Genomic DNA, 19,885 nt, shown 5'->3' with positions numbered 1-19,885 from the left:
TATATACAGCTGGCTTTCTCTTCCCGAACTCATGGATTCGAAGCATGCATGCTTTAAAGACGTTCTTCTGTTTGAGGATCAAAGAAATGGATCTTTTCTTCTTTCATAAATAGGAAAACCTTGTCGGATGGATGAAAATTGTTATCAGCCTGTACTCGAGCAATAAAATTCTGATTTACTAAAGAACAATAGAGATAAGTTTCTGCTCCTAGTAATTCTGCAACATCAATCGTTGCAGTGAAAGTGTAAGGGGAAATAACATCTGTCATTTGTAAATCCTCAGGTCGTATACCCATAATAATCTCTTTCCCTAAATAATTTTTTTCCTTTAACAATGGTAAATGCATGGATGGGATAGGGAAGCTTTGCTCGCCTAAAAGGATCTCGGTATCTGTTAGACGACAGTGGAAGAGGTTCATGGATGGTGAACCAATAAAGCCTGCCACAAACATGTTAAGTGGTGTATTATATACTTCTTTAGGTGTCCCAATTTGTTGTATAAGGCCATCCTTCATCACTACCAGACGGGTAGCCATCGTCATAGCCTCTGTTTGGTCATGTGTGACATAGATCGTTGTCGTTTGAATTCGTTGATGGAGCTTCTGGATTTCTGCTCGCATTTGTACACGTAATTTGGCATCCAAATTAGAAAGAGGTTCATCCATTAAAAATACCTTAGCATCTCTGACAATTGCTCTTCCCAGTGCTACACGCTGACGTTGTCCACCAGATAGAGCTTTTGGTTTTCTTTTTAAATAATCCTCTAATCCTAAAATCTTAGCAGCTTCTTTAACACGACGATCTATTTCCTTTTTATCAACCTTTCGTAGCTTTAAGCTAAATGCCATATTATCATAGACTGTCATATGTGGATATAAAGCATAGCTTTGAAATACCATTGCAATGCTACGATCTTTTGATTCCACATCATTCATGAAAACATCGTCAATGTATAGTTCTCCCTTTGATATATCCTCTAAGCCAGCAATCATACGTAAAGTTGTGGTCTTACCACAGCCAGAAGGGCCTACAAACACAATGAATTCTTTATCATGGATATGCAAATTAAAATCAGTTACGGCCTGGATATTTTTATCGTAAATCTTATAGATATGCTCTAACCGTAATTCCGCCATACATACTGCACCCCTTTACTAGTCATATTTTCATTGTAAATGACTTTAGAATAGAGTGATATGGAAAGCTTGCACAGTGTTGAAGGCATAATTTGTGCAGTTGGTCTTAAAGTGATTCTAAGAAAATAATTGCGAGATAAACTTCTAGCCGATGGGAAAATTGCCGAATATCCTTTTGCGTCATTTGTTGAAATTTTTCTAAGCGATTTTGTAAGGTATTGCGGTGCATATACATTTTTTTAGAGGCTAATGTAATGTTTCCATCGCATTCAATCAATTTCTTAATTGTATGGAGTAATTCTGGCTGAGAAGTGGCTCTTTTTAGGATAGAGGAGATAAAACTTTCTTTCGCTTGATAGGCTAGATGCTGCGTTATATAAGGCACTAAAAGCTCTTGCTGTGTGAGTACATGCTTTGGTGTATAAGTCCAAATGGATGGTAGAAGGTGAACATACCAGTTAAATCGTTCCTTGGTTGTGGTGATGTTGTGTATAATATCAGAAACAAAAATTTTAAAATGAGTCTCTAAGTCTGCCATTATGGGATTAGCATAATGAGTCAAATCTAAAAACTCCTCATTGTAGTCGATACATTCGATTATGACAAATAATTGTGGCTGAAGCGATAGCAGTATAATATCCTTCCCAAGTAAAGCTTCGAAGACTGAACGCAATAATGTAGGTGTTGAAAAGTCTTTATCAAAGTGAAGAAATAACAAACGATGCATAGGAAGATTAGTTGGAGCAATATCTGTTTTATCTGTAAAATAATCAAGCCAAATCATATCATAGTTATCGTATAAAACAGTGGGGCCTGAGAATATTCGCAATAGCTCATATTCATTTTGTGTCATTGTGTGTATGGGAATTTCGTAAAGCTGATTGTCAAAATTAAATACATAATTTCCATCAGTTTTACCTGAGAAGGGGCTTAATAATGGGAAACGTTTCTGTAATTTTTGAAGATCCATGCATGCCACTCCTTATTTAAATAGAATGTAATAAGGTCAATTTACTATAATTATATGATGAAATGCTTATAGTATTAATATAAAAAACACGGACATGAGCAAGTATGACAATCATACCTAGCTAATGTCCGTGTTATCTATTTAGGCATCTTTTTTAAATAACTTACCTGGCCAGAAAGCATATTTACCTAGTACTGTTGTGATGGCTGGTACAAGTAATGGCCTTACAATAAATGTATCGAGCAATACACCAATGGCTGTCACAACACCAAATTGAACAAGCACTTGAATCGGTAATGTTGCCAGTACCGCAAATGTACCTGCTAGGATGAGTCCAGCAGATGTAATAACGCTTCCTGTTCGGACAACACCTTCTTCTACAGCTGATAAATGGTCAGTGGTTTTACGCTTTTTCCAAATCTCTGAGATCATAAAGATATTATAATCCTCTCCGAGAGCTACTAAGAACACAAAAGCATACAATGGAATAGCTCCAGAAATTGCTTCGGCCCCCATGATATGATGTAAGATTAACCATCCAGCGCCTAATGCCCCAAAATAAGAAATTATAACAGTTGCTAATAGATAAACAGTTGCTGTAATAGAACGTAAATAGACAAATAATAATAATGCGATTAAGGCAATCATGGTTGGCATGATTACTGTTTCATCTCGCTTAGTTATTTGTTGTGTATCATATTGACTAGCTGTTTCTCCACCAAGCCAAACATGTTTTTCAGCGTTGTTGAGACCTTGTGCCTCTAGTATTTTAATAACCTCTTTTTGTAGTTCAGGAATATGAGCTAATGACTCCTGTGCATAAGGGTTGGCATTGAAATTGAGTTCATACAAGTGTATATTCTTATTTTTTTCGCCAATTTGTACATCTGCCACACTATCAATATAAGAGATAGCTTCTAGTTGTTGCTGGATATTAATATCAGTACCCTCTGTGTCTATTACTAATTGAACAGGTGCTAGTTCTCCAGGCGAAAAATTCTCTTCTATTAATGTAAATCCTTCTCTAGACGGCATATCTTTTGGGAAGGATGAAAGCAAATCAAATGTATATTGAATTCGCGGAACAAATGCCGCCAACCCTCCAAGTAAGATTACAGTTACAGCGATAACGACCCAAGGTTTATGGGTAACAAAATGACCAATTTTATGACTAACCTTATGTGAAGGCTTATGCTGTTTCTTGCCCTTTTTATTGGCCATTTCCTCCGTTCGAGGAGTGAAGGGGAAGAACGCTACTCGCCCAATAAGGACAAGAATTGCTGGTAGGACAACAAGTGCTGCGACCCCCATGACAAGCACACCAAAACTAAATGGTACAGCAAAGCGTTGAAATGCGCCATAATGGGCAAGACTAAGGGTCGCTAAACCTATAACCACTGTTAGGGCACTCATTAAAATAGCACCACCCGTTTCTTTAACAGCTAGCTTCATTGCGACCGTCTTATCCTCAACATCAAAGAGTATTTCTCTATATTTTGAAATTAAAAATAAACAATAGTCAGTACCTGCACCAAATAGTAAAACAGTCATAATGGAGACTGCCTGTGAATCTTTATCTATCCATCCCTGTTCAGCAAAAAAACCAAGTGTCGGGCTAATCACACCATAGGCAAGCCCTACAACAATTAAAGGAATAATAGCTAGCAATGGAGAACGATAAATAATAATAAGTAATACTAAAACGAGTAATACAGTTGCGATCAATAGCTTCACATCTGCTTGTGAAAATAAACTGACAGCATCAGTGGCAATTCCCACTGGTCCAGAATAGCGCACATGGAGTGCATCGCTTGATAATTTATCATCTAATTGGACTTGATAGCCTTCCATTATTTTTGACAGCTTATCTAAACTATCCTGTAGCATATCTGTTGCGACACCTTTTTCAAAAAACACAGGTGTAACAATTGTTGAACCATTTTCAGAAGCGGAAGCCATTAAAGCCTGAGGTGGCATTTGATCAAATGGTGGAACCATTGTTTGATGGGCTAAGGGCTTTGCTTGCAACTCGTTGTATACACCTTGTATAGCCGAAAAATCATCAGGTGTTAAGCCATTTTCACGATGCCACACCAACAATAGAGGTGTTCCAGCATCATTAGGAAATTGCTCTGCAATAATGGACGCAGCTTGCTCAGACATTTCGGTATTAGGTAAGTTTTTGCCTGACTCACTTTCTATACTATTGATTTGTGGCCAAGCAAATGAGAATACAACTACTAATAGCACCCAAAAAGCTAGTGCTAATAATCTTCCCTTTTTACTTGCAACCATTGAGCCCCATTGCTCAAGTGGATGTTTTTTCATCAAAAGACCCCCATTCATGTAAGTGATTTAATTATATATACTAGAAGGTTAATTAATCAATCCATAAATATTAATATGTTATAATATGTGTAAAAAGAATGCTTAATTAAGGAGGCGAACTTGTTGAAACAATCACCGCGTGTTCTCGGGAGACCTCGCCATGATGAAAATGCGAAACCTACAAAAGATATTGTCCTTGAAACGGCCACAAGACTTTTTATTAAAGAGGGCTACAAAAATATTTCAATGGATGATGTAGCAAAGGCTTGTAACGTAACAAAGGCGACTGTCTATTACTACTACCCAACTAAAGGGGATTTATATACATCTGCTTTAATCGCTATGATGGATCGTATCAAGCTATCTATTCTACAAATTTTAGAGCAGCCTAAACCATTTAAAGAACGACTCGAACAGCTCGTTGAGGTTCATTTATCAGCCACTATCGATATTGATATGAAAAATTTTATGAAAGAGGCTACCATTAATTTATCGGAATCGCAGCTGAGACAAGTTCAAGCATCCGAAAATGGTATGTATCAAACAATAGAGCAGGCTATGCAAAAAGAGATGGAAAAGGGCACAATTCGAAAAGGAAATGCAAAGTTTTTCGCTCATAACTTTATGGCATTGATGACTGTAGGGTATTTTAAAGATGGGGATGGTAAAACTTTGCTAGGCTCAGTAGATGTGACGGCAAAGGAAGTAACAAATTTCTTCTGGCTTTCTGTTGAAAAACGTTAACACAAAATAGGTTTGTAAGAGGAGCTATCTCATTCATTTGGGATACTTCTTTTTTAGTGATGTAAGTCACAGACAATTAGAGTGATTCTTCATTATAGTGGGGGTGTGGCCTAAAAAGTAGTGGAACATCGTAAATCAAAAGAACCTATAATAGCATAAAAACAGTTTAATGGAGGAATGACAATGACAATTATACCAATCCAAGCAATGCTAGAAGAAAAGTCAAAACATATTGGTAAATTAGGGAGTATCGCTGGTGCAGATATTTTGAACATTCAATTGCGTGCAGGTGAAAAAATTCCTGAGCATCGTGCGGACAATGAAGTGCTAATTATTGTTCAATTTGGTGAAGTTCGCTTTATTGTTGAAGGTGTGGAAGAAATTTTAACACAAGATACAATTTTAACTTTAAAACCATCTGAAAAGCACAGCTTAGAAGCAGTTACAGACGTTCGTGTTATTGTCATTAAACTAAATTAAAATAAAGAAAAGCTCCTATATTCTAAAATCTGCTTTGTTAGCCAAGAGTGACACATTTCTATTGACACTAACAAAAAAGATTTAGCGTCCTTATTGAATATTACTAGAGAAATCTAAAGCCGTCGTTTATCTGCTCTCCAAAGAGAAGGGGATATAGAGATGACAGGAAAAGGAATTATCAATAAAAATTATGATGCGTTGGAAAATTTATTATAGCAAGACAGTTAATAGTTGATGAAATCAATGAATTTTGAAAAGATTGTCGAAATTGTGATATAGCTCATTGAAATAATGTACAAACAGTCTTATAATGAAGGTTGTAATGTCACCAAGACAAGATAAGGATGGTATTATGATGCGCTTTTTGCGATTTAAAGTAAACATTGTAATAACAAGTCATACGAATCGCTATCCAGCCCTTGTGACTGGTGATTGTGTAAGATATACGCTGTAACGACTGTTAAGTTTTACCTTAATGGTCTTTTTTACATGTAAGCAATAAAAAATAGTACTAGTGATGGCAAAGGAGAGTTCAAAATGTCAGAAACGAATAACCAAACACAGGCTGAACAAGTAACTGTGAGTAAAGAGCAATTAGATGTACTAGATCAATTATTAAAGCCTGAAGTTCAAGAATCACTAACAACTTTAGTTGAGCAATTACCAAAGTTAACTGAAATGATGACATTATTAACGAAATCATATGAGTTTGCTCAAGCTGTTGCAACAGACGAAGTGCTTAAAAACGATACTGTTGGAGCAGTAACAGAAATCGCTGGTCCTGTAGTGGGCTCTGCGAAAAACCTTGCAGCAACTGCAATTGAAGCGAAAGACCGTGCATCTGAAAGCCATGAGGTAATTGGTTTATTCGGTCTTGTGAAAATGTTAAAAGACCCTCAAGTTCAAAATGTTTTCCGTTTTGTTAATGCTTTCTTACAAGTAAGCTCAGAACGCAAAGCCAAATAAGACTCAAGGTAAATTCAATTCGTAAGGACGGAGGATTAATTAATCATGTCAAAAGAAATCGTCATCTTAGGTGCAGGTTACGCTGGCGTTTTAACTGCATTAACAGCACGTAAGTATCTATCAGCTGATGAAGCTAAAATTACTGTAGTAAACCAATTCCCAACACACCAAATTATCACTGAGCTTCACCGTTTAGCTGGTGGTACAATTGCAGAAGGTGCTGTTGCATTACCACTTAAAAAAATCTTTAAAGGTTTAGATATCGACCTACACATTGCGAAAGTATCAAAATTTAATGTAGATACTAAAAAAGTTGATTTAGATAATGGTTATACATTAACTTATGACACACTTGTAGTATCTTTAGGTAGCCAAACTGGATTCTTTGGTATCCCAGGATTAGAAGAAAACTCTATGGTTCTTAAATCAGTAAATGATGCCAATAAAATCAACAAACATATTGAAGACCGCATTAAAGCATATGCACAATCTAAAGATGAAGCAGATGCAACAATCGTTATTGGTGGTGGCGGTTTAACAGGTGTTGAGCTTGTTGGTGAAATCGTGGACAACTTCCCGAAAATCGCTGCAAAACATGGTGTTAATTTTGCTGATCTTAAAATTAAACTTGTTGAAGCTGGTCCAAAAATCTTGCCAGTTCTTCCAGATACACTTATCCAACGCGCTACTGAAAGCTTAACTAAACGTGGCGTAGAATTTATTACAGGTACACCAGTAACAGGTGTTGACGGCAACGTTATTTCTTTAAAAGACCGTGAACCAATTGTTGCAAATACACTTGTTTGGACAGGTGGGGTAGCTCCACTTCCAATCGTAGGCGAATCAGGTCTAGCTGCTGATCGTGGAAAAGCAACTATTAATGAATTCTTACAATCTACGTCTCACGAAGATGTCTTTGTTATTGGTGATGCATCTGTTGCACTACCAGCTGATGGAGGTCGTCCACTATACGCTCCAACAGCACAAGTTGCATGGCAAATGGGTGAATGTGCTGGTTATAATGTATTTGCACAATACAAAAACCAAGACATGAAAGCATTCTCAGCTGTAAACTCTGGCACACTTGCAAGCTTAGGTCGTAAAGATGCTGTTGCTACAATTGGTGCGAGCAACACAGAGCTTAAAGGCCTTCCTGCAACATTAATGAAAGAAGCTTCTAATATTCGTTACTTAACACATATTAAAGCTTTATTTGGTTTAGCCTATTAAAAAACAAAACACTCACTACTATCACGCTATGTCGTTGTTAGTAGTGAGTGTTTGTTTTTTTCTAAAGATGTATATTAATTACTTTAAATCCAGTAAAATAAATACATATTCAATATTCTATTTTCTGAGGTGATGGCTGTGTTAACAATGTTCCAATCAAAAAAAGTAGATATAGAGCAATTTAAGGCTAAAATTGATGAACTGAATGCAAAGCTGGATAAGAAAGATCATGAATTTCAAATTTTTTTAAATGAGTTACATAAGGAAATCATTGAAACTATTGAACAACATAACAAGGTAAATGACCAGCATACTATTTTAGGAGAAATGGTCGCAGATATTGTAGGAGAGTTTAATAAAGTTGAGGATAGCACAATTCACTCCAATAAAATTTCTGAAAATGCCCTAGATAAAGGAAATTTATTAATCTCTTCCTCGGATCAAATGATGACATTATCGGTTGAAAGCAAGCATGCTGTTCAGGAAGTAGAGCATTTGATTGATGCGTTGGGAGAGCAGTCTCAAAAAACGTCTTTAAGCATGAGTAATTTAAGTGAGCGCTCAAAGCAAATAGCTGAAATTGTAAATGTTATTGGAGAAATATCAAATCAAACCAATTTACTAGCTTTGAATGCATCTATTGAGGCAGCAAGAGCAGGGGAGCATGGTAAAGGCTTTTCGGTTGTTGCCGAGGAAGTTCGCAAATTAGCTGAAAATACGAAAACAAGCACAGAAGATATTGCTAATTTAACAAAGAAAATCGAAGAACAAATTGGACTTGCTTACGAGGATAATAAAAATAACATGCAGCTAGTAACGGAAGGCATTGATAAAAGTGCTAAAACATCAGTAAAAATTGATCAATTACTGCACATTATGACAAATGTTCAAACGGGAATAAATGAGCTATTAGCTTCAATTAAAGATCAGAGGCTATCAAACGAAGATGTTATCCATAAATTTAATAGGACGACAGCCTTATTCGATGAAACAAATCGCGTTCTAACAAGCCATATTGATGAATCAGAAATTGTAACAAAAAAATTATTAGAGGCAGTTGATCAAGTAAAGCATTTCCCAACTGAAAGATAGAGATTTTAACTTCATTCTATGGAAATTTAAAAAGCAAGAACCCTGCATAGCAGCAACTTTTCAACTTCTTAGTGACTACTACAGGGTTCATTTAATTATTTCAAGTCGCCAACTTTTTCTTTTAATGCGGCTAATTGATCTGGATAGTTTTTTTCAGTTATTTCATTCCACAATTGTGCATCTTTAATTCCACATCTTTCGGGAATAAAGACTGGGTCAAGCCCCAACTTCTTTTGCTCTTCATAATCTCTTAATGTAGCTATACCTGGCTTTGTTAATAAAATAATAGCAATTAGGTTTAACCATGCAAGTGTACCTACACCGATATCAGCAAGATTCCAAGCAGTTGATGAGGAACGAATCGTTCCAAAAAAGATAGAGATAACTAGTAGTACTTTTACGACAATAGCAATAGTAGCAAAGTTTTTATTGTTTCTAAATAAGTAAGCAACATTACTTTCTGTGTATACCCCAAAAGCAAGCATAGTAGTTATTGCAAAGAAAAATACAGCGATAGCAATAAAAGGACTTCCTAAACCAGGAATGAATGAGTTAATTGCTTCTTGTGCAAATGCAGTACCTGCTTCAACTCCTGGTAGATTCTCAACTAAAAATCCCCCATTAGGATGGGCAATATTGTAACTGCCTGTGGAGATGATCATAATGGCTGTAGCTGTACAAACAAGTAGTGTATCTACATAGACCGAGAATGCTTGGACAAGCCCTTGTTTAGCAGGATGAGATACTTCTGCGGTACCAGCTGCCTGTGCCCCAGTACCTTGACCTGCTTCATTTGAATAAGCCCCTCTTTTTACTCCCCACATAATTGCATTTCCAAAAACAGCACCAAATGCAGCATTTAAATTAAAGGCAGAGCTGAAAATTAAAGCAAATATTGCAGGTACTTCTTTTATATTGATTAATAAAATAATGAATGCAAGAAGTATGTAAGCAGTTGCCATAAACGGTACAGCATATTCAGCAACTTTTCCAACCCTTTTAATACCACCAAAAATAGCAAATCCAAATATTGCAGAAACAATAATACCTGTAATTATTGGTGAAATCCCGAAGGCATTTTTTGTTGAATCAGCAATATTAAAGGCTTGAACACCTGAACCAGTGAAACCAGTTGCTATAATTGTAGCGATAGCAAATAATATAGCAAATGGCTTATTTTTTAACCCTTTCTCAATATAGTATGCTGGCCCTCCACGATACTCTCCTGCGATTTCTTGTTTCCAAACCTGGGCTAACGAGGACTCAATATAGGCAGCACCAGCTCCTAAAAAGGCTATGACCCACATCCAAAAGATAGCCCCTGGTCCTCCAAAATAAATTGCAGTAGCTACACCAGCTATATTCCCAATTCCGACACGTCCACCCAATGCCATTGCAAAGCTTTGAAAAGATGAAACGCCATTTGCCGAAGTTTTTCTATTAAATAATTGTTTAATCATATCTTTGAAGAGACGCAGCTGTGGAAACCTCATAATAAGCGAAAAGTAAACGCCAGCTCCTAAGCAAAGATAAACTAATGCGTTACTCCAGATAATCCCTGCTATTTTACCTGTTAAAGCGGCAAAATCCATATAACAACCTCTTTCTATTTTGTACTGTGTCATCTTAGATTATTAGGTAACAATTTAAATGAGAGGATATGAAAGCTATTTTGAATGAAGTTTCTTTTATTTAAAATAAACTTTTAATCAATGTATCAATCATAATAGGCATCTCTTTAAACGCACTATCCACATGCAATCGCTCTGTTTTTTGATGGGCATCCTTACCAAATGGACCGACATTTAAGACAGGACCTTGTAATGCCGCCATCTCTTTGAATGGAATATGATACGTATCGCCCCATACAGGTGTGTTCCGTTCAAATGCTAGCCACTCATTGGATGCATCTGAATAATTGACATAGCTTAAATCACAAATTCCGTTAAAGTAGTGGATCTGCTCCACCTCAATATCAAATGTTTGAGCTGTTTGCTTCATTAATTCAATCGACTGTTTCACTAATGGATGGTTGGATGAATTAATGGCTGGATAGTAAGGTGGTGCATATAACAGAACTGTGGCAGGTGCTAATTCCTGACAGCGAATCATGAGCTGATCCACAATACGAATGGATTTTTCACGATCATCCCATGCAGGATGCTGCTGAACCTGGTGCTTAATCGCTTGTACTTCCTCAGCTCCTAACTTATGGATCGCATGCTCCAATAATGCCTCGTAGCGTAAGACCTTTACCTTGCCCACACCCTGAACATTTTCGCGTGTACAAATGTCCTGATAGTGCGCATTGCAAGCAGCCATTGCCTGTAACGCAACTTCCTCAAAAATAGCCATCACCTCAGCCGCTGTACGTTTTAACAAAAAGACATTGTAAAGTGCCGCCGCACGGTATGGTGTTTGTGTAGAATACTCCATTTTTAAATCTTTTAATTGTAGAGAGACGGGTAATGGTGTGCTTTCGCCTAAATCTGTTTCACTGAAAAGGGGATTCCACTCCATATGCTGTGTCATATAGGAAGCGATAAAGGGAGCCGTCATCCCTTTTAATGGCTCACCAACATGTGTCTCTTTTCCGTAGAACAAAGCAGCAGGCATGATTTTACCAATTGTACCTGAATAAATATATTCATTCGTATCCGAAGGCCCTTGTGAAAACGATGGCTCACTATTTAAAAATAATTTATAGGTTAAGCCATGCTGTCCCCGCAGTCTCACCAGTTCCACAACAGCCGCTCTCATACCAGCAGAGTTGACTTCCTCATCAGGAACCGTAGTTAAAATTAAATTAATCGGCCATTGCTCAAAGCTTGCCTTTTCAATCAACTGCATGTGTAAGGCAAGACCCATTTTCATATCCATTGTGCCGCGTCCAAATAAATAATTCCCAGACGCCAAATCAATGCGAGCTGCCTCTGGTAAATCTTTTAGGTATTTAGGTTCCATTAGCTTTTTCGTTAGTTCTTCTGGAGAAAAGGCTAACGGCTCTAGTTCACCATATTCCTCTGTATGCACGGTATCGAAGTGACTGATTAACACAACGGTTTCAGTTGCGGTTGGATGCTTATAGAAGGCTGTCACTGCATTTCTGCCAAGTCCTGCATCATGTAATTCAATCAAGTCTGGGTGCTTCTCAAAATATGGAAGCGTTAACAATTTATCTTTTAGTCGAAAGGCAAATTTATTTTCACCCTCCGTTAATGTTCGGCTTTCCCAGCTCACAAGTTCACATAATAGGGCACGTAGTTTTTCGGGTGTATCCCACATAAAAGTATTCATGATTTTTTCTCCTTTTATAGAAAAGTTTTTTATTTTCAAGATGATATTAATAGATAATTAGTAGAGAAATACATATTTTTACCGTTATATATTTTTCACTATATGAAATTAAATCTACATAGCGGAATATAAATTCATCGTAAATGCAAAACAACAAATTGTCAATTTTAATTTTTGTGAATACTCGTAATTTTCTGCGCTAATTGAGTGGAACTATGTATATATTTCATGTAGCATCTATTTATATGCATAAAAATTAGTTAAAATAAAATGAAACTACATTTAAAAGCAGGGCTACATGTAAAAAATTGAAGGTACATAAAAATTTGATAATTTGCATGAATTTTAATTTCATAATGATCCTAGTTAAAGCTAAATGGATCTATAAAAACCTTAAGATAGTGATCATATGGGGAAATGAAAGGGAGTAATTGTAATGATTCAATCAATCGAAAGAGCAATGTTAGTTATAAATATACTGGCGAAGCATCCGAAGCGTTTTTTTACTGTGCAAGAAATTTTTAATGAAACAGACTTGCCTACTAGCACAATATACAGATTATTATATACATTAGAAAGTTTTGATTTAGTAGAGAGAAATGAGAATAAAAAAGAATTTCGATTGGGGTATACATGGCTGCAACTTGGCATGAAAATGTATCATGAGACGGATATTAGAGAAAAAGCGCATCCTCTATTAGAAAACCTTGCATATAATGTTCGAGAAACAATCTATTTAAGTATTGCTAAACAGTTTGCATCCATTATTATTGATCGAATTGATAGTCCTAAAAATGTCCGTATTATTGATATGATTGGTGAAAAAATTCCATATCCTATAGGAGCTCCAAATAAAGTATTACTTGCGTTTTCTAAAAGCGATGTACAGCAACAATTTTTCCAACAACTTGAGGAGCCTGAGAAAGAAAAATTGATAGAGAGCCTCAATGATGTAAGAGAAAAAGGCTTTGCCATAAGCGTTGGAGAAAAAACAAAGGGGACAGTATCCATAGCAGCACCTATATTTGATTCAAATAAACAAACAATTGCAGCCATTAGTGCAGAGTGCTTTGAATATGATACAGATGCTGAAAAATTAGAAAGTATAACACAGGAAGTCCTTAAAACTGCACAGCAGCTATCCTTTGAATTAGGGTATATATAAAATTGCTTATTTCGATAAAAAACCATCTAGTGTCAGTAATTAGTAGACATTAGATGGTTAATTTTTATATGAAAAGTGAGATTACTGTTGCTTGCTACTTATCAACCTTTTATAATAGTGGCTTTTCGAAGGTTTTATATTTAGCCATAGTAGAATGACAGCTACAAATGCCATCATAAAGGATGCACTAATGACAACTGAGCGTATAGTAATCCATTCAGCGAAAATCCCAAAAATAGTAGTAAAAATAATAATAAAAAGTGCTTCAAAAAATCCATAAATACTTCCTATACGACCCATGCTCTCAGAGGGAATATTATTTTGATAAAATGTATAAAATCCTGTATTCGCAAAGGCAGTTGCAAAGGATAATACAAAGCAACCTATAGCAGCTATAAGAAAGGAAAAGGATGAGGTAAATATTAAATAGCCCAGTGCTGTTACGAGAGACCCCATACCTATTAACCAAGAAGTTGGTATTTTTTCAACAATAACAGAGTTGGTTAGCGAGCCAAATAAAACACCTACCCCTGCGATACTGACTAAAATCCCATATTCTCCTTCGGATAAAGCTAATATCTGTGTTGCAAAGGCAGCCTCCAAAGAATCAGTAGCTGTCATCAAGATGATGATAGCACTAAACAACAAATAGACTACCATAACATAGGAATTTTTTAAGCTAAAGCGTATGACCATTTGCCAATCCAGAAGCAATACTCGAAAAAGGGATGCTTTTTCTGTACGATTAATAAATTTTTCAAGGGCTTCAATGTTCGGCATTTTGAACGTTATACAGGCTGATAGAAATAAAGCAATCGCGTTTAAATATATGGCCATATAGGGTGTTCCGACTGTGAACAAGAAACCTGCGATTGCTGGTCCAGTTAGAAATGCACCAGAGTCGAGTAAGCTGCGTAATGCATTAAAACGTTTCCTTTGTTCGACAGGAATTAACTTAGTGATATAAGTCATAGATGTCGGCTGATACATAGAGCTAGCTACTGTAATGAGAAAAACAAGGACATACATCCACAAGAGGCTAGAAAAGCAGGGGAGTATGACAATGAGTATAGATTGAACCAAATTTAGAAAAATCATTAGCTTTTTCTTATTAAAACGATCGATTAGGCTTCCTGACCAAAAATTAGTGAACAAGGAAGAGATCGCTCTTACAATATATAATCCAGAGACAGCCAGAGCAGATTCTGTGAGGTTTAACACAATTAAATTTAAGGCGATAAAATAAATCCATTCGCCAACACTTGAAACACCAATACTACATAATAGGATGGCAGGATAACGCCAGCTTTCTAAAGCTTTTCTCATATAAATTCCTCCTTAAGCAAAGTGACGATTTGCAAAATAAAAAACCCCACCTCCAAGACGATTAGTCTTAGGGACGAGGTTGTAGAATTTATATACTCACGTGGTGCCACCCTAGTTCACTATTATGTCACCATAATAGCCTTTTCAGTACGGCATAGAGCCTATGCTTATACTGTAACTCTATAACGGGAGTTCCCGTCGCACCATCATTCAAACAAAATCCAATGCGCTACTCCGAGGCTTGTTTCAATAATTCGTTCTTACTCGTTTTCAGCAATCCGAGCTCTCTGGGAAGAACAGCCTTATTTACTCTTCTCTTCAATGTATTTTTGCTAGTGTAGCATATGTACACGATTTTGGTAAATAGTACTATAAAAATATTACTAATTATTTTGTAGGAAGATTTTTAATTGTGTTATCAGCGATTGGCAGTGCTGTATGGATAAAACAGCATTCAAAGGAATTTCAAGTGAATGATTAAGGTCCTCAAAAACAGCAAGCTGAAGGGTAGCAAGTTGCGCTAGCTTCTCCTGTGAATAATGAGGGTCCGCTGTACCAATTGCCAAAAATGCATGTTTGTCTAATAGATTTGTCATTGTATGTTGAAGAGAAAGTAATGGGGTGAAAAGTACATAACGAGCAGGAATAGAAGGAGTCTGCTGCATATAATAATCGACAATAGGCATAGTACCTAAAGATTTTCCTAGATAAACGACTTCTCTATAAGGCTTTGATTGCAAGCTATTTTCTACAATAGGGTTGGCAACACGATAGACCATTTTTGATATGGCTTGGGAGTCCTGTTCGAATTGCTGTTGCTCAAATGTATAATTGATTTGGACGACATCATAGCCAAGTTCTAACAGTAATGCCGTAGAATAATAAAGTATAGGTTTATCATAGGTATAGCCCGTGCCAGAGAGCATAAAACATACCTTATCGCTTGTTCCATCAAAAAAATTGTAGGATATACCATTGTACATGGCGTGCTTAGGTTTGATTTTCATGAATATTCCTCCATCATTTCTATATATAGTATATAATTTTACCATAGCAAGGAGGGAGAAATTTATGAAGGCTATTATTATCAATGAATTTGGTACATCGGATGTTTTAACTTTTATTGATTGTCCAAAACCGACTATTTCTGAGGGTGAAGTCTTAATAAGGACAACCCATACAAGCGTAAATTTTGCAGATATTAAAAATCGCACAGGTAATAAAGCTAAAGCAAATTTTCCGATGGTTCTTGGTTTAGATGTTGCAGGGGTAATTGAAGAAGTTTTTAATGATAGCAGTGGTTTTCAAAAGGGTGACCAAGTTATCGCATTCCCGAAAAACGGTGCTTATGCAGAATTTGTAGTAGCAAAGGAACAACTAGTTTTTAAAATTCCTAGTGGGGTACCAATCGAGAAGGTAGCAGCTGTACCGACAGTTTTATTTTTATCATATATGTTAACACATCAAATAGCGGCCATTGGTCAGCAGGATGCCGTCTTAATTCATGCTGCTTCTGGTGGGGTAGGGACAATGCTTGTCCAAATGGCCAAAAGGCTCGGAGCTAAACAGATTATAGGTACGGTGAGTAATTTAGAAAAAGCCCCAATTGTTTATCAGCTTGGTGCGGATCATGTACTTACATATGATCAATTTAGTACAAATGTCAATGAACTTACAAAGGGTCAGGGTGTTGATATTGTGTACGATTCTATTGCAGGAGCTATCACCGAGGAGAGTTTAACTTGTTTAGCGCCTTATGGCACTCTTGTCCAATTCGGGAATAGTGGAGGAAGAGCAGGAAATATAAAAACAGCAGATTTACACAATAGCTGCCGCAATATAAAAGGATTTAGCTTAGGTACGACAAGAGCTTTGAAGCCAGAACTGTTACAACAGGTGGCGCAGGATATTTTCTCTTTAGTAAACGAAGACAGTTTTCAGGTGCCAATTGCTAAAATATTTGCCTTAGAGGAAATGAAAAAGGCTCATGAATTTATGGAAAGTCGTCAGCACCAAGGAAAAATACTTATTAAAATATAAAGCACAAAAAAGATGACACCCATATTTGGAGTGTCATCTTTTGTCGATCAACAATCTAGTTCAGTAAGTTTTTCATAAATACGTCTTTTACGATAAAGCATAATACCAGTTTCGGCTACATCCTGAATCATGCCTTTATTAGCATAGGCTCCAAAAACCATCCCTGCGATAGGGATCATTTGAAACAGCTTTTTCCAGCCTAGCTGATCACGGTATGTGTAAAATACCTCCTGCCATCCTTGAAGCTGAGAAATCATGTTATCTGAAGCCTTTTTTGAGCTATTTATAGTAGAAAGCTCCTGTAAGATTGCTTCTTTACCAACAATATCAGCAGAGGTAAATTGTAGACATTTTACAATAAAAATACGTTCCATTTTATCGTTCGGATCATAGCCATGAATAATTGCTATTTCTTGCAAAGTTTTTAGTGCAGTCCCTAAAATCATTGGAATATCAATAGCTAAAGTAAAGATGCCTCCAAAGCCAGTAGAGACTCCTTGTACAGTAGCAAATTTCACACGTTCATTTTGTAATTTGTCACTGAGGGAGATCATGTCCTCTAAAGGAATCTGACCAATATCAGATATAGTTATAATATGCTGAGTGGAAGAATGGTCACGAATTTTTTGTATCATGGCTTGTTCATTGATTAAATACTTTCCACCGGACTGAATATAATTGCCTAGTTCATCTACCAATAAAGCAATTTTATTTTGGAGAAAGGCAGGTGTCATTTTATCTAATAATTTAAATGGTATTCTACCTAATTTCTCCCAAAACCATAAATCTTTTTGATCTTTTTCCCACACTTGAATCTCTTGTAAATGCTGCTCTAATAACTCTCGATTCTCCATTATTGTCTTATCCCCTTATGTGTCCATTTAACTTTAAATACGAAAAAAACTATATAAAGTTTCGCTTTATTTAAATGAGATTTCGACAAACTAATGAATCACATGCTATTGCCAAACGGACGCAAGGAGTGCAATTCCTTCATTTATTTGCTGAAGTGTCAGTCCACCATACCCTATAATGATCATGTTTTCATTTGTTCCATTCTGATAGGAGGTAGAGCATGGATAGACTTGAACCCCTACCTCTTGAGCAAGCTGGAGCGCTCTACTCTCGGTGAGATGTTGTGGTAGCTTGATGACTATATGAAGTCCGGATTTTTCACCGATTACTTGAAATTCATTTGAAAAATGTGAAGAGATGGCGGTCAATAATGCTTGTTGTTTTTTACGATAGATTGTTCGCATTTTTGCCAAATGCTTATCGAATAGACCTTGTGCAAGAAAGTCTGCTAAGACAAGTTGGTCTACTTTGGAGACAACCGATTTTTGCTCAGAATGAAAAGTCATAAACGGCACTACTAAAGACTTTGGAAGGATCATATAACTAATGCGTAAGGATGGAAGCAATGTTTTCGAAAATGTTCCGAAATAAATGACACGCTGAAGCTGATCCATTTTTGCTAAAGACGGGATTGGTAGCCCCTTATAACGAAATTCGGAATCATAATCATCTTCAATAATAAGCCCCTCGTTCGAGTTAGCCCATTGTAACAATGCCACTCTTCTTTCTTTGGTCATAATCATGCCTAATGGAAATTGATGAGCAGGTGTTGTGTATAACATGTGAATTGGTGTTGCAGGGAGTGTAACCCCTGAATAGTCCACAGGAATCGCCTCTGTGGACAATCCACATTGCTGTAAAACGGCACGCACTCTTTTAAATCCTGGCTCCTCTAACCCAACGCGTATCGCAGACCCAAGAAAATGACAAAGAGCCTGAAGCTGGCTTTGTGTACCACTGTATATAAATACCTGTGAAGCATCACAGCTAACCCCACGAGAACGCTCTACATAGCGGGCAATCTCTGTGCGTAAAGTTGTCTCTCCCTCCCAAGGGCTTGTTGATAAGTTGTTACTATTAAAATGCTTTTTTATAAGCTTGTGCCAAGCAGCATAGGGAAAAGCCTCGTTATCCACATGTCCATTTGTAAAATCAAATTGTATATTGTTAGGGATATTGTTACTTGGAACAGATACATGCCGGGGTACTTGCTGTAGCCAATCAAATTCAAAGGGCGCAATAAAATAACCAGAACGCTCTTTACTATAAATATAGCCTTCTGCAAGTAACTGCTCATAGGCTTCCTTTATGGTGTGTACACTCACATTCAATGTTAGGGCGAGAGCTCGTTTAGAAGGCAGTTGTTCATGAGCAAGTAATTTTTTAGTAATAATCTTATGCTTTATTTCTTCATAGATTTGAATGTATTTCGCTAGATTGCCTGTAAATATAATGGAGAGCTCCAGATAATTTCCTCCTCCTCTGGTATGGTTGATTTTTTAGTAATTGGTTATATATATCATATCAATTTTACCGTTAAATAAGTAAAAAGGAGTGAAGTGTAATGGAATTTATAACATTAGAAAATGAAGTGGTTAAACTAAAGCCTTTAGAATTGAGCGATTTACCAGGAATTTTAGAGACAGGAAGTTATCCAGAAATTTGGTCACATATGTCCACAACCATAGAAAAAAAGGAAGATGTGAATAAATTTGTGGAAAACGCATTAAAGGCAAAAAACGAAAAAACAGAATTTCCATTTGTGATTGTGGATAAACAATCAGGGGACATTATCGGGTCTACACGTTTTATGGATATTGATGACAAGCATCAGCGATTAGAAATTGGCTATACATGGCTAACACCCGCATACTGGCGTACAGCTATTAATACTAATTGTAAGTATTTGCTATTACGATACTCTTTTGAGCATCTTCATTTACAACGTGTACAAATAAAAACGGATCATGAAAATATTCGTTCTCAAAAGGCAATTGAGCGAATTGGTGCTACAAAAGAGGGAATATTGCGTAACCATATGATTCGCAAAGATGGGACAACTAGGCATACCGTTATGTATAGCATTACAATAGAAGAATGGCCACAGGTGAAAAAGCATTTAGAAAGCCTATTAGTGCAATTGGGATGTTAATAGGTATAAAAAGGGATTTATATAACCCGTAAAACCCTTTTTTCTTATAAAAAGTGTCAAAAAATAAAGGGGAGGGTAGAGTAGAGTACCGAAAAATTGAAAGA

18 protein-coding genes and 1 other annotated feature are annotated in these 19,885 nt (G+C 36.5%); of the genes, 9 read left to right on the top strand and 9 right to left on the bottom strand.

The features are described 5' to 3' along the window. Positions 1-53: 53 nt before the first annotated feature. From ugpC to AAJG31_RS11895, 3 genes are all read right to left on the bottom strand, one after another. Positions 54-1,136, bottom strand: coding sequence for a sn-glycerol-3-phosphate ABC transporter ATP-binding protein UgpC (gene ugpC, locus AAJG31_RS11905; protein ID WP_066038392.1), 1,083 nt, complete (start codon positions 1,134-1,136; stop codon positions 54-56). Positions 1,137-1,242: 106 nt separating this feature from the next. Continuing rightward, positions 1,243-2,106 (bottom strand): helix-turn-helix domain-containing protein, encoded by an 864-nt coding sequence (locus tag AAJG31_RS11900; RefSeq protein ID WP_279493727.1) that lies wholly within the window; start codon positions 2,104-2,106, stop codon positions 1,243-1,245. 141 nt (positions 2,107-2,247) lie between these two features. Then, complete coding sequence (locus tag AAJG31_RS11895) at positions 2,248-4,434, bottom strand: MMPL family transporter (protein ID WP_066038394.1); 2,187 nt, start codon at positions 4,432-4,434, stop codon at positions 2,248-2,250. Between the two features lie 123 nt (positions 4,435-4,557). Here AAJG31_RS11895 and AAJG31_RS11890 point away from each other — a divergent pair, with 123 nt between their 5' ends. The 6 genes from AAJG31_RS11890 (at position 4,558) to AAJG31_RS11865 (ending at position 8,946) form a co-directional block, all read left to right on the top strand. After that, positions 4,558-5,178, top strand: a complete 621-nt coding sequence (locus AAJG31_RS11890; protein ID WP_016993441.1) for a TetR/AcrR family transcriptional regulator — start codon at positions 4,558-4,560, stop codon at positions 5,176-5,178. A gap of 183 nt (positions 5,179-5,361) precedes the next feature. Continuing rightward, on the top strand, positions 5,362-5,658 hold the full coding sequence (locus AAJG31_RS11885) for a cupin domain-containing protein (RefSeq protein WP_066038395.1): 297 nt from the start codon (positions 5,362-5,364) through the stop codon (positions 5,656-5,658). 322 nt (positions 5,659-5,980) lie between these two features. Further along, positions 5,981-6,112 (top strand): hypothetical protein, encoded by a 132-nt coding sequence (locus AAJG31_RS11880; protein ID WP_255349861.1) that lies wholly within the window; start codon positions 5,981-5,983, stop codon positions 6,110-6,112. Between the two features lie 83 nt (positions 6,113-6,195). Then, positions 6,196-6,624, top strand: a complete 429-nt coding sequence (locus tag AAJG31_RS11875; protein ID WP_004227758.1) for a DUF1641 domain-containing protein — start codon at positions 6,196-6,198, stop codon at positions 6,622-6,624. A 45-nt stretch (positions 6,625-6,669) separates the two neighbouring features. Continuing rightward, entirely contained in the window at positions 6,670-7,854 is a 1,185-nt protein-coding gene (locus AAJG31_RS11870) for an NAD(P)/FAD-dependent oxidoreductase (RefSeq protein WP_004227760.1), read from the top strand. Between the two features lie 132 nt (positions 7,855-7,986). Further along, positions 7,987-8,946, top strand: a complete 960-nt coding sequence (locus tag AAJG31_RS11865) for a methyl-accepting chemotaxis protein (protein ID WP_233732353.1) — start codon at positions 7,987-7,989, stop codon at positions 8,944-8,946. Between the two features lie 95 nt (positions 8,947-9,041). Here AAJG31_RS11865 and AAJG31_RS11860 read toward each other — a convergent pair whose 3' ends face one another. Together AAJG31_RS11860 and AAJG31_RS11855 are read right to left on the bottom strand one after the other, a co-directional pair. Continuing rightward, entirely contained in the window at positions 9,042-10,538 is a 1,497-nt protein-coding gene (locus tag AAJG31_RS11860; RefSeq protein WP_066038397.1) for an alanine/glycine:cation symporter family protein, read from the bottom strand. 100 nt (positions 10,539-10,638) lie between these two features. Further along, complete coding sequence (locus AAJG31_RS11855) at positions 10,639-12,243, bottom strand: M20/M25/M40 family metallo-hydrolase (protein ID WP_279493733.1); 1,605 nt, start codon at positions 12,241-12,243, stop codon at positions 10,639-10,641. Positions 12,244-12,679: 436 nt separating this feature from the next. On the opposite strand from AAJG31_RS11855, the gene AAJG31_RS11850 reads away from it, so the two are divergent. Next, the gene (locus tag AAJG31_RS11850) at positions 12,680-13,408 is read left to right on the top strand and encodes an IclR family transcriptional regulator (protein WP_066038399.1); all 729 of its coding nucleotides are present in this window, start codon (positions 12,680-12,682) and stop codon (positions 13,406-13,408) included. Positions 13,409-13,489: 81 nt separating this feature from the next. On the opposite strand, the gene AAJG31_RS11845 is transcribed toward AAJG31_RS11850, so the two are convergent. After that, positions 13,490-14,734: an MFS transporter gene (locus tag AAJG31_RS11845; protein WP_048393177.1), complete on the bottom strand. Its 1,245-nt coding sequence runs from the start codon at positions 14,732-14,734 to the stop codon at positions 13,490-13,492. Between the two features lie 66 nt (positions 14,735-14,800). Then, positions 14,801-15,065 (bottom strand) — a binding site (T-box leader). A gap of 52 nt (positions 15,066-15,117) precedes the next feature. Continuing rightward, positions 15,118-15,741: an alpha/beta hydrolase gene (locus tag AAJG31_RS11840; RefSeq protein ID WP_048393179.1), complete on the bottom strand. Its 624-nt coding sequence runs from the start codon at positions 15,739-15,741 to the stop codon at positions 15,118-15,120. 64 nt (positions 15,742-15,805) lie between these two features. On the opposite strand from AAJG31_RS11840, the gene AAJG31_RS11835 reads away from it, so the two are divergent. Further along, positions 15,806-16,774 (top strand): zinc-binding dehydrogenase, encoded by a 969-nt coding sequence (locus tag AAJG31_RS11835; protein ID WP_103117341.1) that lies wholly within the window; start codon positions 15,806-15,808, stop codon positions 16,772-16,774. 47 nt (positions 16,775-16,821) lie between these two features. On the opposite strand, the gene AAJG31_RS11830 is transcribed toward AAJG31_RS11835, so the two are convergent. Both AAJG31_RS11830 and AAJG31_RS11825 read right to left on the bottom strand, forming a co-directional pair. Continuing rightward, positions 16,822-17,628 carry an EcsC family protein gene (locus tag AAJG31_RS11830; RefSeq protein WP_279493734.1) on the bottom strand — a complete coding sequence of 269 codons (807 nt, stop codon included), beginning with the start codon at positions 17,626-17,628 and terminating at the stop codon, positions 16,822-16,824. Positions 17,629-17,733: 105 nt separating this feature from the next. Beyond that, positions 17,734-19,095: a PLP-dependent aminotransferase family protein gene (locus AAJG31_RS11825; protein ID WP_279496413.1), complete on the bottom strand. Its 1,362-nt coding sequence runs from the start codon at positions 19,093-19,095 to the stop codon at positions 17,734-17,736. 98 nt (positions 19,096-19,193) lie between these two features. Between AAJG31_RS11825 and AAJG31_RS11820 the strand changes: the two genes are divergently transcribed. After that, on the top strand, positions 19,194-19,781 hold the full coding sequence (locus AAJG31_RS11820) for a GNAT family protein (RefSeq protein WP_009373719.1): 588 nt from the start codon (positions 19,194-19,196) through the stop codon (positions 19,779-19,781). The last annotated feature ends 104 nt before the right edge of the window (positions 19,782-19,885 follow it).

This window comes from Lysinibacillus sp. BS3, from assembly GCF_039614735.1.
Classification (GTDB): domain Bacteria; phylum Bacillota; class Bacilli; order Bacillales_A; family Planococcaceae; genus Lysinibacillus; species Lysinibacillus capsici.
Note: the sequence above shows the minus strand (reverse complement) of the source record. Positions and strands in the feature narration are given on the sequence as shown.

Coding starts and splice junctions, on each gene's coding strand:
- ugpC (WP_066038392.1), bottom strand. CDS start 1,136: ATGGCGGAATTACGGTTAGAGCATATCTATAAGATTTACGATAAAAAT.
- AAJG31_RS11900 (WP_279493727.1), bottom strand. CDS start 2,106: ATGGATCTTCAAAAATTACAGAAACGTTTCCCATTATTAAGCCCCTTC.
- AAJG31_RS11895 (WP_066038394.1), bottom strand. CDS start 4,434: ATGAAAAAACATCCACTTGAGCAATGGGGCTCAATGGTTGCAAGTAAA.
- AAJG31_RS11885 (WP_066038395.1), top strand. CDS start 5,362: ATGACAATTATACCAATCCAAGCAATGCTAGAAGAAAAGTCAAAACAT.
- AAJG31_RS11880 (WP_255349861.1), top strand. CDS start 5,981: ATGTCACCAAGACAAGATAAGGATGGTATTATGATGCGCTTTTTGCGA.
- AAJG31_RS11875 (WP_004227758.1), top strand. CDS start 6,196: ATGTCAGAAACGAATAACCAAACACAGGCTGAACAAGTAACTGTGAGT.
- AAJG31_RS11870 (WP_004227760.1), top strand. CDS start 6,670: ATGTCAAAAGAAATCGTCATCTTAGGTGCAGGTTACGCTGGCGTTTTA.
- AAJG31_RS11865 (WP_233732353.1), top strand. CDS start 7,987: ATGGCTGTGTTAACAATGTTCCAATCAAAAAAAGTAGATATAGAGCAA.
- AAJG31_RS11860 (WP_066038397.1), bottom strand. CDS start 10,538: ATGGATTTTGCCGCTTTAACAGGTAAAATAGCAGGGATTATCTGGAGT.
- AAJG31_RS11855 (WP_279493733.1), bottom strand. CDS start 12,243: ATGAATACTTTTATGTGGGATACACCCGAAAAACTACGTGCCCTATTA.
- AAJG31_RS11850 (WP_066038399.1), top strand. CDS start 12,680: ATGATTCAATCAATCGAAAGAGCAATGTTAGTTATAAATATACTGGCG.
- AAJG31_RS11845 (WP_048393177.1), bottom strand. CDS start 14,734: ATGAGAAAAGCTTTAGAAAGCTGGCGTTATCCTGCCATCCTATTATGT.
- AAJG31_RS11840 (WP_048393179.1), bottom strand. CDS start 15,741: ATGAAAATCAAACCTAAGCACGCCATGTACAATGGTATATCCTACAAT.
- AAJG31_RS11835 (WP_103117341.1), top strand. CDS start 15,806: ATGAAGGCTATTATTATCAATGAATTTGGTACATCGGATGTTTTAACT.
- AAJG31_RS11830 (WP_279493734.1), bottom strand. CDS start 17,628: ATGGAGAATCGAGAGTTATTAGAGCAGCATTTACAAGAGATTCAAGTG.
- AAJG31_RS11820 (WP_009373719.1), top strand. CDS start 19,194: ATGGAATTTATAACATTAGAAAATGAAGTGGTTAAACTAAAGCCTTTA.